This window comes from Pseudomonadota bacterium (genome assembly GCA_016719885.1).
In the GTDB taxonomy this organism is placed as follows: domain Bacteria; phylum Pseudomonadota; class Gammaproteobacteria.
Genome location: JADJYF010000016.1, coordinates 12815 through 25650, shown reverse-complemented (window position 1 = coordinate 25650; position 12836 = coordinate 12815). Strand labels below are relative to the sequence as shown.

Genomic DNA, 12836 nt, shown 5'->3' with positions numbered 1-12836 from the left:
CCTTGAGCCACGCGCGGGGCCGTGACGATTACTCGGCAGCGACGATACTCACGAAGCGACGCTCGTGCGGACCCTTGCGATCGAAGCGCACCGCGCCGTCGGTCAGGGCGAACAGGGTGTGGTCACGACCGATGCCGACGTTGGTGCCGGCATGGAAGTGCGTACCGCGCTGGCGCACGATGATGTTGCCCGCCCGCACTGCCTGGCCGCCAAAGATCTTGACGCCGAGACGCTTGGAATCCGAATCGCGACCGTTGCGGGTACTGCCGCCTGCTTTCTTGTGAGCCATTGCTGCTTAGCCTCGTGCTACGCCGGTGATTTCCACCCGCGTGTAGTTCTGCCGATGTCCGGCCTGACGCTTGTAGTGCTTGCGGCGCTTGAACTTGACGATGCGGATCTTCTCGCCGCGGCCGTGCTCGACGACCTTGGCGGTGACCGTCACGCCCGCCAGGAACGGCGCGCCGATTTCGATATTGTCGCCATCGGACAACATCAGGACCTGATCAAATGCGACGTCGCCCCCTGCCTCGACCGGCAGGGTCTCGACGTTGAGTTTGTCGCCGGCGCTGACGCGGTATTGCTTACCGCCTGTCTTTATCACTGCGTGCATGATGAATTCATCCAAAAATCTGGCACCGGGGTGCAAACGAGCGCGCGATTCTAAGCAATCGGGCGAGCCGAAACAAGGTTTTCCGGGCGCCGGGCCGGCAGCGGCGGCCGGTCGCCATGACCTCGCCTGTGCCGCGCAACCGCCACCGTAGCGATTTTGGCGGACTTAAGGAAATGGCAATTTGCCCTGGCAATTGGCAAGATCCCGCCTGCCCGCCACCAGCGCCATCAGAGACAGCCGTGCACGAAGCAAGAAGCGCCCCCGATATTGAAGAAATGCGCCGGCTGGTCCTGGAGGATTCGCAGGCGGTCGACCGCCTGATCCGCGCGCGGCTATATTCCGACGTCGTCCTGATCAACCAGCTCAGCCATTACATCATCGCCGGTGGCGGCAAGCGTCTGCGCCCGCTGCTGGCGCTGCTCGGCGCCAAGGCCGCCGGTTACGAGGGTTCGCGCCACATCGACGTCGCCGTGATCATCGAGCTGGTGCATACCGCCACCTTGCTGCACGACGACGTGGTCGACGCCTCCAAGCTGCGCCGCGGCCGCGAGACCGCGAACCTGGTGTGGGGCAACGAGGCCAGTGTGCTGGTCGGCGACTTCCTCTATTCCCGTGCCTTCCAGATGATGGTGGATCTGCAGAATATCCGCATCCTCGAGATCCTGGCCGACGCCACCAACACCATCGCCGAAGGCGAAGTGATGCAATTGGTGAACTGCCGCGATCCGGAAACCACCGAGGAGCGCTACCTCACCACCATCCACAACAAGACCGCCAAGCTGTTCGAGGCCGCCGCCATGCTCGGCGCGGTGGTGGCGGGCAAGGCCGGTGCCTTTGAAAATGCGATGGGCGCCTACGGCCGCCACATCGGCACCGCCTTTCAATTGGTCGACGACGCCCTCGACTACCACTCCTCGTCCGACGAGCTCGGCAAGAACATCGGCGACGACCTCGCGGAAGGCAAACCAACCCTGCCCCTGCTCTACGCCATGTGGCACGGCACCCCGGACCAGGCCGCCATGATCCGCACCGCGATCGAACACGGCGGGCTCGACCACCTGAAAGAAATTCAAGCCGCAATTGAATCCACGGGAGCCATCACTTACACTTTCGCCCGCGCTCAAGCCGAAGCCCAAAAAGCTCTGGCTGCGTTGACGGAGATCCCGAAATCTCCTTATCGCAACGCGCTGGAGACTCTCGTCGAATTTGCGGTCTACCGCACCTTCTAACGGTAGGCCCAGTCATCGCGCACGACGCATGCCCGCCCGGGCGTCGTCGATCAAGTTTGCAGTCGGGGTGTAGCTCAGTCTGGTAGAGCACTGCCTTCGGGAGGCAGGGGTCGTAGGTTCGAATCCTGTCACCCCCGACCATTTAAATCAATCGTTTAGAAACCACGCCAACCTAGGATTTGGTTCTCTATCGGTGATTTGCCACAGCGTTGCCACTCGCTTTCGACCGAAGGAGTGTGCGATGGCGAATCTTAGAAAACGCGGACCGTCTCAGTGGCAAGCCCAAGTCCGGGTCTGCGGCTATCCTAATCAGACTAAGACATTCAACACACGCGCCGAAGCGGAGCGATGGGCCAAAGCGACGGAAGTCGAAATGGCTCAAGGTTCATTTCTTTCCCGTGCTAACGCCCAAACGACCACCCTCGGCGATTTGCTTGATCGTTACCTTAAGGAAGTGACACCACACAAAAAGGGCGCCGAGCCGGAAGCGATCAGAATTAGAGCATTCCTGCGGCATGCGCTCGCTGGTCGTTACGTCGCCACTATTCGTGGAATAGATATCGCGCGCTTCCGCGACGAGCGGATGAAAACCGTTACGTCGGCGACGGTCAGACGCGAACTCATAATCTTGTCGAACGTATTCGAAGTGGCAAGAAAGGAATGGGACATCTACCTGTTGAATCCCATTCCGGGACATAAAGCTTCCGCAGAATGGTCGCGCCGAGATCGTCGTCCTGGTCACCGCAGACGCCGGGGACCGAATCCGAGGAAACTCGACTATTCACCGCGTGTAAAAATGCACGTAACCGATACCTGTCAGTCATGAGTTCGCCTCGCAATAGAAACCGCCATGCGCCAAGGTGAACTTCTCCGGATTGGTATAGAAAATATCGACCTCAATCGGAGAACTGCGTTCTTGCCCGATACTAAGAATGGTGACACTCGGACCGTACCGCTCTCGAGCGTAGCAGTCGAGACGTTCAATGCCATCCACAATCCAGGACGGGGTCGTGTCTTCGATGGCGTCACTCGCGAGGCGGTTAAACGCGCCTTCACGCGTGCGACGCAGCGTGCGGGACTGCAGGATTTTCACTTTCACGACCTACGCCACGAAGCCACGACTCGATTTTTCGAGCGGGGACTGAACGTTATGGAAGTGGCCAGTATCACTGGTCATAAAGACTTGGGGATGCTACGCCGATATACCCACTTGAAGGCCGAGGACTTGGCTAAGAAATTGGGATGACGGCGCGACAAGGCTAGGAACAATACGATCTCATCGCGAATCGTCGGTTGATCAAATAGTCGGCACGTTAATCGTTCGTAAGCTACCATTTATAGGTAGACGTTCTGTCGCCGAAGAACTCTCGAATTACTTTCATCAGTAGGCAACATGTCCGGGCGCTGAAGAAGATGTTACTGTCCATATTCCATCGGCACTCTGTGCAGACCATCACCAAAGCTGCAGTAGCTATCGTTTCCGCATGCGTGATTTGTTTTAAGTTTTTTGTCGACGTGTTAGCGACTAGCGAGAGTTCTCGTTCGCAGAGCGATGAATTAGCCTCTGCGATTCGCGGCGGGATATTTAACTACCGTACCAATCAATTTGACGACGGCACTGATCCTGCAGGCTGGTACACACTCGACTAGCGGCCGGTAACTCGACCTGAAATTCCTCTTACTATCGCTGCACCATGACTTCCGGCGTCTTGTGCCGGTGACCGAATCGCCGCCGCACCAGCGTCCAATGCTCAGCCCACTGAACCATGGCCCAAGTCATCATTCCGCTCCAAAGTATCGGTAGTCCGAGATAGAGCGCAGTCGTCAGCATATTCAGCAATAAGCGTTTTGCATCATGCTCACCCGGGTTGGTGAATATCTGTAAAAATATATTCGCATCGGGATACATCGACTGGATGAGATTTTGATCGACCCACATCGCCAGATACCAGAGGACTGACCAGAACTTGACGGTGAAGATGGCCAGGGCGCCGGTGATCAAGAATTCGATTGAATACCTCGACAGCACGATGATGAGCGGCAGCAATGCGTAGATCCCTAAAAGGATGAGGGCTTGGATCATTGGCAGTGCCTGAAGCATAACCGTCATTCCAACGGCGAGCAGAGCCGACGCGGTCACAACGCCGCCGGCCGCAAGGCCGCCTTTCACGAAGTTTGCGGCGGTCCCGATAATTCCTGTCGTAGCCGTGTTGTTCGCAGCCAGGTCATTACTTGACCAGACTGCTGGTGCATTATTGAGAATGGTCTTTACGACCGTGTCCTTTTGGCTCTCACTCGCAAGTCCAGGTGCCAATGCAACGACAAGTCCTGACAGTCCGCCCGACGTCGCATCCCCTTCCGCGATCAGCTTTTGCCGTAGTCCGCTTGACGCGTCTTCCCACCATTGTTTGCACGTTGGTCGACCGGCTTGAGGCGGGGCCGCAGGGTCGTATTCTGTGTCGCGACGGGAATCAAACGCCCATCCCTGAACTGCGGTGGCGGCACGCAACGTGTCGTAGTAGCCGGGGGTCTGACGGTAGACATGGGAACCCAGCCACTCCGGATCGGTATCGCCATTCGCAGCTAGCTGCGCGGCAATAGCAGACCCGTCGGGTCGCGACTGCTGAAATTTCGAGCGGGCCGGCACAAAGCATTCACTGAAGAACTGGCTCGCTTCCTGCCGAAGCCGAGGATCGGTCACTGTCGCTAAGCGTGCCTGCTGCTCGACTGCCCGCCAACTGCTTGCGCTTGGCAGCCCTTCAACCACCGCGTGGTTTAGACCTGCGCTCGTCGATAGCACGGCGTACCACCAGATGTGGAGATTGACGGACCCAGGCGAGCCCGAAAAGCCGGTAGCGCCGAAGGTACTTTGCGACGCCGATGGCGATGCCGTAGGGGGCGATGGATTGGCGAGGGTCGGAGGCGGCGTATAGCTCAGTGCGCTCGCATTCAGGGGCGTTAATGCTGCCGGCTGTCCTGCGAGGACAACGACGAGGAGAGCCAGGAACAGGTCAATCTCCAGGCTCCGCAACGAATTGGGGGCTGCGACGCCCAGTTCAGCACGCTCGGCCGATCCCCGCCAATGATCGATGAGGATGCCGAGAAACGGTAGGTAGACGATGCCCGTGGCAACCAACGCGTCCCAAAGTACGCCGTAGAATGACCATCCGAACAACGTCGTGAATAACTCGAGGTAGCTATCCACGCTCATCCGAGCAGCCTACCCAACAGGTTCTGTCCGATGGTGAGTTCAAGGATTAGCAACCAAGCCGTCACGCGCCAACGGTACGGCCGTACCTGCGCACTGGTCCGCAGGTAGAATCGCGTGCCAAGTCTCATGAGCGTTGGCCAGCCGACAAACAAGATTGCGATCGTGGCCAACCGCCCGGCGCTCGCCCACTCACGACAGTTCATTGCGTGCTGAGAGGGTGAAATCGAATGTCTAAGTACAACGCCGAGTCCCACGGCCACTATGCCCGCCAGGAGCGTCAGCCCGAACGTCCAGCTCCGCGTGGCCATTCGACGACTATTGGACACGGCCGTCTTTGAAGGGTCGTGGGTCTACCACACTGGCCGGCGGTACATTCAGTGAGGCCTGCCGGCGTGTCGCATCCCGCTGCAAGAGCACGGTGACGGTATCGGAGACCACCTCCTTGCGCGCGCGGACTTCGAATAACAGCGCTTCGATTTCCTTGTCGAGCTCTGCAATGGAAGCGTCCGCGTGTTCGCGGGCGACTTCGGTCGCATAGACTTCGGGCACCTGGCGGCCGCTCAAGAGCAGACGCCGGGCGTAGAGGGCCTTCTCGACGGTGCGGGCGGTACTGATCTCGCTGACTAAGCGCCCGACAATCAGACGGCGCTCGGTCGGTGGCATGTCGCGGATGGCCTCCACGACCTGGCGAGTAATCGCCACACCCGGCGCGGCAATTTTTTCGAGATTGTCACGTGTCGGGGATGTCACGCCGTCGACGAGCTTTTGCACATCCCGTGTGACGGCGTCGGACTCTTCATTCAACTTGGGTAGCAGACCCGTCCCTGGGACACTGTCCTTACGACAGGTATCGCAGGTCGTCACAATGTTTTCGCCGACCACTTCGACCGTCCAGTTGCGCGCCGCATTCGGAGTGCGCCAGATCTCGGTGAGCCGTGTGGCATCTTTTGCCGGCACCGGGCCGGTCGCCGTCAATGACCGGTTCATGTTGATGTTGTAGCCTGCCCGCACGAGGTCACCAGTAAATTGCAGCACCGGCTGTCCTCTGCCGCCGGCCTTGCCGCCAATCCACGGCACGCCGTTGCGGCCATTCGACGACTCGACGCGTTGTTTGGCCTTGACGACATCGTTGCCGCCAATGCCCATCTGCACTTTCCAGTCCTGGCCCTTCGAGAGGGTGACGAGATCAGCGTAAGGATTCTTACCGTCCGCGATATCCGACTGCATCTGCTCGCAGGACTTGGTCGCGAGTTGCAAAGTAGCCTCAGCCTTTAAGAGTGAATTCTGGAAAAGATCGTAGAGGCCCGGATTCGCGCGCTGCAGGATGAGCGCTGGCAACGATGCCAGTGCACCGGTGGCGGCGCTCGTCATGGCGGCCATCATGCTGTCCGCCCCGCGTTTGATGTCGTTCAAGGTGTGGCGGACCGCGATGACCGGGTCAAACTTGCGCAACTTGAGCCCAGACGTAGATCGGCCGAGCCACCCAACGTCAGATTGACGACATTGGGATTGGCGGGGACAGACACCGGTCGCGCACCGCCGATGCGGTAATACCAGAGTCCATCTTCGGTCGGCGCATCAGTGACGCCCCCTGCTCTACTCACGAACATGAGCAAGGCCGCTCCCAAAATGAGCGGCGTCGAGATTGGCCGCCGGGCGATAACAGCGGCACTCATGGCGGGTAAGCGCTCCAGTCGACACTGAACAGGAACACCTGGCCGCGCGAGCGACAGCACTTATAGGGCCGCCAGAGGTTCCAGGCGTAATCGCCATGGACATCGACCCGTCCGTTTGACCAACTATTGCGGCGCGCGAGGTCGTTCTGGCCGAAAACCGCACAGCCCGTGTCGGCCTTCGGCGCCAGCATCTGCCAAGATCCGGTGCGTGCATCGTTTTCAAGTAGTGGTCCCGGCGGCCACACGCGCTGACGCGAGCCCTTCGGCCCCGACAGTGCCAGGTAGACATGCGGTTGGCCTTTGCGCGTGACGATGTCGCCCGCCCGCTCTGCAATCACCGCAGCGGCCTTGGGCTCTTCGGATTGCGTCAACCAGCCGTTTCTCGGGTACACGCTGCCCCAGGTCTGCACCGGCCAGGTGCCGACCTCACGACGCCCCGGGATCAGGCTGTCAGGAAGGAGACTCTCGGGAAGTGCGGCCCGCCACGCCAAGGCATCAATGCCAGACTGGAAATACGGCACCAAGGGCGTCGCCTACGAGTTGCAAATCAGGTCGAATGAGATCTTTAAAAACGTACTGACCGGATGGCCAATCGCGTCCGCCTCGCGGAACAGCAGATTGCGATGGTCGCGCTGCGCCGGATCGCCTTCCGTGCGATTGACGCCGCTCCCGATGGGCACGTGCATCAATCGGCCCAGGATCCCGCTGGCTGCGACGCGCTGGGCCGCTCCGAGCGTGCTACGGATCTCAAGCCACGGATTGCCGCCTAGCGTGTGGTAGCTGGCAACAACGAGATCAGGGTTGTAGTGCCCCACTTTGAGCGATGAGCGAACACGGCAACCACTGATCCCGCAACGAAGCCAGAAGCACATGCCGATCGGTGTCCAGCGCATGCAGGACAACGCCGCCGTGGTCGTTCGAGCTACGATTACTGGCGTCGTTAGGGTCTCGGCACGGGTCACCTCCGGACTGCTCAACGCAAGAAAGCAGACGGCGATGAGGAAAACGGGACGCATCAGCGTGCCTTCGCAGCCCATGCCTGATAGTGGCGCAACGCCATCGGCAAGTCTGTCACGCCATAGATCACTGCGGACTGGTCGAACACAATGGCGGGCGTGCGATCAATGCCGAGCCGCGCCGCGGTGGCGACGCCCGTGGCTGAACGTCGCAACGTCGCCCCATCGCGGTCATTGAAAGTCGCCAGACGTCGTTGAACTTAGCGCTGCGCAAGCGCGGGATCGATCGGTAGTCCTTCCGAAAGTGCGCTATCGAAGCGCTCGACGGCGTCGACCTCGGAGATCTGAAGCGCAACTCCCGGGTTAGTCGCAACACCACCGACCGTGATGGGCTGCGTCTGCGTCATGAAGACTTCGATATGAAGAGGCGCCTCGGCCATCGCACCGCCTTGCGCCAAGGCACCTGCCTGTAGGCAGAGAATTCCCCAGGACAAGATTAGATGCGACGGTCGAGACATGTCGGCCATCCTGCCGAAGTCTGGAAGGTTGAGTAAGGGAAAATCGCGAATTCGAACGGCGCGATTATTGGAAGCAGCGGGTAACCGAAAACCTGGTGGCGGTCAGACGCGGTGCCCGTAAACGAGCGGTAGCGCGTCGGCGGTTTGGCTCAATCCGTCCTTGAACTGGTCGCAGCGATCTCCGCCGCCATCCGATACGCCGCGTCGAGCTCTGAGCATCCGTGTTGTCGCATGATGGCGGCGCGCGCTGCCTTTTCGTGCTTTTCGGTCATGGCGAGTGCGAGGGCGAGCGGTGGCGGGACGCTGCGGAACAAGGCTTCCAGGGTATCTGCCAGCACCACCCCTTCCACATATTTGCCGGGCTCTTTGCGCGTAGAGAGCAGGAGTTGTCGCTGTTGCGGCGTCAGATCTTTGAACCGCGCAATCTGTTCAACTTCCTCTTTCGGACTGACCAGGCACAGCCACCATTCCATCATCGTCAGCATGCGCCGGCTCGCGTCCGGAAAGTCTTCGAGGTTCTGGGTCGCAATCCAGAACCACGCGCCGAGTTTTCGCCACATCTTGGTGATCTTGACCACATAGCGCGCGAGCAAGGGATTGGTTGTGATGAGGTGCCCTTCATCAGTCACCACCAGTGTCGGGCGCGCATCGCGCTGGTGTCGTTCAACGCAGTCATTGATATGACTCAAGATAGACAGATAGGCGACCGTCAGTTGGTCTTCGTAGCCTTCGCGCGCCAAGATCCCCATCTCAAGCAAGGTCACGTCGGCCTCCATCCAGCGCCGTCCTCTGCGATTGAAGAAATGCCCGGCAAGCCCAGAGCAGAACAGGGCCATGCCATCGGCCATTTCAAGGGCGCGATGGCGCCGGTGCTCGGGGAGATCGCTGTCGTGGCCGAGTGTGGTCAGGGCAGTAACCACGTCCTCGGTCAATACTTGCTCTCTCCCTCCTACGTGAACCGTTTTGGCGGCCAACAGAATCCCGTTACGGATGAGAAGCCGGTCGGCGCGGTTCATCCGCGCGTCCTCTCGTTCATCGCCCCCCGTGATCATGATGCGCGCGGCGATCTCCATTTCGCCCAGCAGGTCGCGTCCTCCCGCCTCGTCTCGCTCGTCTTCATCCAAGGTGTCCGCATCGTCCAGAAGGGGCGGCTCGCGGCCCCGCTCAAGGAGTCGCAATGCTTCGGCGAAGGGCGGCAGGCTGACGTCCTCGTTGGGATTCAGCGTCAGGGCGTTGACGGAAAGCCCAGTGCCCGAAAATGTTCACCGAGAAGCGAGAAGGAGCCGCCGGCCTCAACGATGAAGATCCGTGGTCGGTGCACGGCGGCCATCTGGAGTAACAGATAGACGAGCAGAGCCGACTTACCCGATCCAGTCGGCCCCAGAATGAGCAGATGCGCGTTCTTCTTGCGGTCGTCGCGGTGCAACGGATCGAAGGTGAGTGGCTCGGCGCCGCGATTGAAAAATACCATCCCGGGATGCCCGGTACCGCGTGAGCGACCATAGAACGGCACCAGACTGGCCAGATGACTGGCGAAGACCAGGCGTGAGCGGCGACGGAGTTTGTCCAGCGTCGGGTCATAGGCCATCGGCAAGTTGCGGATGTAGCTATCAAGAAGAAGCAGATCGGCTTCGCGTCCGATCGGCTGTAGTCCATTGGGTAACAGCAAGGCCTGCAGTTGGTTCGATTGAAACCGCAGGGTCTTGAGATCGGGTGCGCGAAGGTAGAAGGCGAGCGATACAGGGTAGAGCTTGTCACCCTGGGCCATCGCGCGCTCGACGACAACCGCATCTTCGCGCGTCATTGCCGCTTCGGCAGTATCACCAACGGCCGAGCGACGAACCCGATTGAGATGATTGCGAATAGTGTCTTGCGCGACAACCGTCAGCGTCATCACCAAGACAGTGCCCTCCGGCAGTCGGTCAAAGAGCGCATAGACATATTCGCCAATCGTGCGCTCTGCCGTCAGGTGCCCCACCTCCGGCGCGCGTCGTAAGCCTTGCACGGACACCACCGTATGCGGCCACTCATCGAACCACCAGGTGCCCGTCTCAGCCTCCGAGCGCGGCATCGACAGCGTCAGGCTTTCGGCAAAGTCGGCGCCAAAGGGCAACGCATCATCGCCGGGATAAGGCGCCAGCTCCGTCACTGACGTCTGGTGCTCGCCTAAGCCTTGAGGGCACGGATTGAACCAGGGCAGTAGCCATTGGTAGAAATCGGCCCCGGTGCCTCGGCGTGCGCCGATCCCGGCCGCAGCGAGCGCCGAAGTCCACTTGGTCGCGACTTCGTTCAACTCAGTCTCGACTTCGAGGGGCGAGCGGTGACGCTCGTGCGCCCCTTGGCGTCGATAGAGTGTGGCGCGTACGCGCCGTTGTTGCCCACGCCACCGTCCACCACTGACTGCCGTGTCAGTGAATAGGCCACCCGGTTGCGTGACGCGCATAAGGTGTTCGGAGAGGACGGACCGATAAGCCTGCGTAAATGCGGTGTCGGACGCGACGCCGTAGCTCGCCACCTCGCGCGACAGCGCGGTCAGATCGGGTTCGTCCTGCACATAGATCTGCAGCACCCAGGGCGCGTCATCCCGCTCGGGGATCGCATCGCTGATCGCAGTTTGAATGGCATCCCGCAGCTCAGCTAGAAATTCCGTCGAGCGTGCCTCGGTGCCGACCGGCACGATGTCGAACAGCGCGCCGACGCTGACCCCGTCTTCCAGGAGAAATGCCCGCGACGCCGGCAGGTACTCAACCCAGGGCAGCAGATCGGTAAATGACGGCGGACGCGTGACCGTCTGCTTGATCCGAGCGGTGCGCAGCAGCCGGGTGAGCCGGCCTTGCCCATCTTCTGTACTCAGGGCTGCTGCCCGGGAACGTTTAAGTGAACTGGTGTGTGCATCGGCACCTCGCCGGGCAATGCGTACTCGCCATGTTCATACATCGAAAATGTCGTGGCATAGCCCGGCACGGGGACGCGCGACGGGCCGGCGAGGTGAGGAAACACATACATGACGAGCGTGGGATCGGGGAGTCGCGGAAAGTGTGCGTCAAGCTCGGTCAAGCTATCGCGCGTATAGCCGGCGAGTGCCTCATCGTTCGCAATCAGTGGCCGGTTCGCGATCTCCTCGCGCGCGCGCGTCGTCGAGGCCGCGTTCATGTCCTCGAAATGTGCGTCATAGATGGCCTTCATGGTCGGCCCATCGTGGGGAAGCACGGCGTCCTTGCTGCTCGCGCAGCCCGTCAACGCCGCACTAATCGAGATGAGGATGCAGAGTGGATAAGTCGCCATTCGCATGAGACAGCCTCCGGCCGTTGCGCTCGAAATCAATCAGAAGTTCGCGGTCGACGTGGATCGCGAGTTTGATGCCCGCAGGAACGAATACGGCATCGAAGCTCTGCGCCTGCCGCTCCATGAGCCATTTCGCGACCTCGTCGCTGCCGCCGGACAGGGTCTTACCCATGACGTAAGGCCCCATATTGCCGGTCATGCTGTGGTTGATGGCGCCGGTATCCGTCACGACCGTGGTGGTCTCCGCTGCGGCCACCGCATCGGCCGCCGCGCCGATGGCGGTGACACCAATGCGCTGGGCGAGGAAGGCTGGCGCATTGGTTTTGCGCTCACCGCTGACGCACGGGATCCCCTGCGCGTCCGAGATCCACGCGAGCGACCTATTGTTGTCGCTACCCTGCAGACTCTTGTCGTCGCTTGAGATCGTCCGAATGGTGCCGTCGTCAAAGACAAACGTGACCGAATCGAGGCGCCCACTGACACAGGACAGTGTCCAATCACCCACTGCCGTGCCGCTCCAAACCATGCCATGCACGCCGGGAACGCTAAGCCCGTTCGCAGCGAGATTGTCGGCACCCGTGATCACTTTGAAGGGCATTGGATCCCGAACCTGACCCTGCACCGGCACGCGGCCGACCAGGGCCGTCATCGCGGTCGAGCCAATCAGCGTCGCGTTGCGCGGCACGGTATAGACCGGACGGGCGCTCTGCTCCGCCACGCGCTCGCCGACGGCCTCTGCCAATGCACCGGCCTTGTCACTCGCTCCACTGGTCCATGAGCGCTCAAGTCCGGCGGCCATGCCCTGGCCGCCGCTGCCAGCCTCATGGCTGTCCAACGGCTCTATCCAGGACAGAGACTCAGACGCCGCGGAAGTGGTGTCGAGTCCGAGGCCCACGGGGATATCGCTCTCTTTATGCTCGGCGGACGCCGACGACAAAGAATCGGCCAGCGCATCGACCCGCGCCGTCAACGTCGAGAGTGCGCTGGTGTGCTCTGCCTGGTCTGCGTCTGCCGTTTTAGCGCGGGTCGCGAGGGTTTCGTCGAGTCGTTCTTTCAGGTGCTGCTCAATTTGATCACGATCGCCGATCAGCGCCTGGTTGTCTTTCTTGAGGCTCGCGTTGTCCTGTCGCAGCGCTTCCACTTCGGAGGTCATCGCCGCGACATTGGCGGTCAGGGTCTTGATGGTGTCAGCGGGTGTATCGGCATCGGCGGCCGGCGCCACCGGTACCGTGCTGAGTGTCGCAGGCGTCCGTGCTGTCTCGCGGCAGGACTTGAACGCGACCAGCAGCAATGCGGCGAACACGAGGCTGACGAGAATAGGGAGCAATCGATTTTGTTGCGGCGGCACCAT

At 60.7% G+C, this 12836-nt stretch carries 7 protein-coding genes, 1 tRNA gene and 5 pseudogenes; 3 read left to right on the top strand and 10 right to left on the bottom strand.

Annotated elements, in window-relative coordinates; translation table 11 throughout:
- Nucleotides 1–28: 28 nt before the first annotated feature.
- Nucleotides 29–289 carry a 50S ribosomal protein L27 gene (gene rpmA / locus IPM80_16935; GenBank protein MBK8960045.1) on the bottom strand — a complete coding sequence of 87 codons (261 nt, stop codon included), beginning with the start codon at nucleotides 287–289 and terminating at the stop codon, nucleotides 29–31.
- A gap of 6 nt (nucleotides 290–295) precedes the next feature.
- Nucleotides 296–610, bottom strand: a complete 315-nt coding sequence (rplU, locus tag IPM80_16930) for a 50S ribosomal protein L21 (protein MBK8960044.1) — start codon at nucleotides 608–610, stop codon at nucleotides 296–298.
- 275 nt (nucleotides 611–885) lie between these two features.
- On the opposite strand from rplU, the gene ispB reads away from it, so the two are divergent.
- The 3 genes and pseudogenes from ispB (at nucleotide 886) to IPM80_16915 (ending at nucleotide 3085) form a co-directional block, all read left to right on the top strand.
- Nucleotides 886–1839, top strand: coding sequence for an octaprenyl diphosphate synthase (ispB, locus tag IPM80_16925; protein ID MBK8960043.1), 954 nt, complete (start codon nucleotides 886–888; stop codon nucleotides 1837–1839).
- A 63-nt stretch (nucleotides 1840–1902) separates the two neighbouring features.
- Nucleotides 1903–1980 (top strand) — tRNA-Pro (locus tag IPM80_16920).
- 100 nt (nucleotides 1981–2080) lie between these two features.
- Nucleotides 2081–3085: pseudogene (locus IPM80_16915) on the top strand (site-specific integrase).
- A 400-nt stretch (nucleotides 3086–3485) separates the two neighbouring features.
- Here IPM80_16915 and IPM80_16910 read toward each other — a convergent pair.
- From IPM80_16910 to IPM80_16875, 8 genes and pseudogenes are all read right to left on the bottom strand, one after another.
- A pseudogene (locus IPM80_16910) lies at nucleotides 3486–5050 on the bottom strand (conjugal transfer protein TraG N-terminal domain-containing protein).
- Between the two features lie 315 nt (nucleotides 5051–5365).
- Nucleotides 5366–6660: pseudogene (locus IPM80_16905) on the bottom strand (integrating conjugative element protein).
- A gap of 62 nt (nucleotides 6661–6722) precedes the next feature.
- Nucleotides 6723–7742 (bottom strand): annotated as a pseudogene (locus IPM80_16900) (TIGR03756 family integrating conjugative element protein).
- The gene (locus IPM80_16895) at nucleotides 7742–7897 is read right to left on the bottom strand and encodes a DUF1525 domain-containing protein (protein ID MBK8960042.1); all 156 of its coding nucleotides are present in this window, start codon (nucleotides 7895–7897) and stop codon (nucleotides 7742–7744) included. Before IPM80_16895 ends, IPM80_16900 begins: the two are co-directional and overlap by 1 nt.
- A 45-nt stretch (nucleotides 7898–7942) precedes the next feature.
- Complete coding sequence (locus tag IPM80_16890; protein MBK8960041.1) at nucleotides 7943–8122, bottom strand: hypothetical protein; 180 nt, start codon at nucleotides 8120–8122, stop codon at nucleotides 7943–7945.
- A gap of 227 nt (nucleotides 8123–8349) precedes the next feature.
- Nucleotides 8350–11054: pseudogene (locus IPM80_16885) on the bottom strand (conjugative transfer ATPase).
- A complete protein-coding gene (locus IPM80_16880) occupies nucleotides 11051–11491 on the bottom strand; it encodes a TIGR03751 family conjugal transfer lipoprotein (GenBank protein ID MBK8960040.1) in 441 nt (146 codons plus the stop codon). Before IPM80_16880 ends, IPM80_16885 begins: the two are co-directional and overlap by 4 nt.
- Entirely contained in the window at nucleotides 11448–12836 is a 1389-nt protein-coding gene (locus tag IPM80_16875) for a TIGR03752 family integrating conjugative element protein (protein MBK8960039.1), read from the bottom strand. Before IPM80_16875 ends, IPM80_16880 begins: the two co-directional genes overlap by 44 nt.

Bases quoted from the DNA above. Each gene is read 5' to 3' on its own strand.
- IPM80_16880 (MBK8960040.1), bottom strand. From the start codon at position 11,491: ATGCGAATGGCGACTTATCCACTCTGCATCCTCATCTCGATTAGTGCG.
- rpmA (MBK8960045.1), bottom strand. From the start codon at position 289: ATGGCTCACAAGAAAGCAGGCGGCAGTACCCGCAACGGTCGCGATTCG.
- ispB (MBK8960043.1), top strand. From the start codon at position 886: ATGCGCCGGCTGGTCCTGGAGGATTCGCAGGCGGTCGACCGCCTGATC.
- IPM80_16875 (MBK8960039.1), bottom strand. From the start codon at position 12,836: ATGGTGCCGCCGCAACAAAATCGATTGCTCCCTATTCTCGTCAGCCTC.
- IPM80_16890 (MBK8960041.1), bottom strand. From the start codon at position 8,122: ATGGCCGAGGCGCCTCTTCATATCGAAGTCTTCATGACGCAGACGCAG.
- rplU (MBK8960044.1), bottom strand. From the start codon at position 610: ATGCACGCAGTGATAAAGACAGGCGGTAAGCAATACCGCGTCAGCGCC.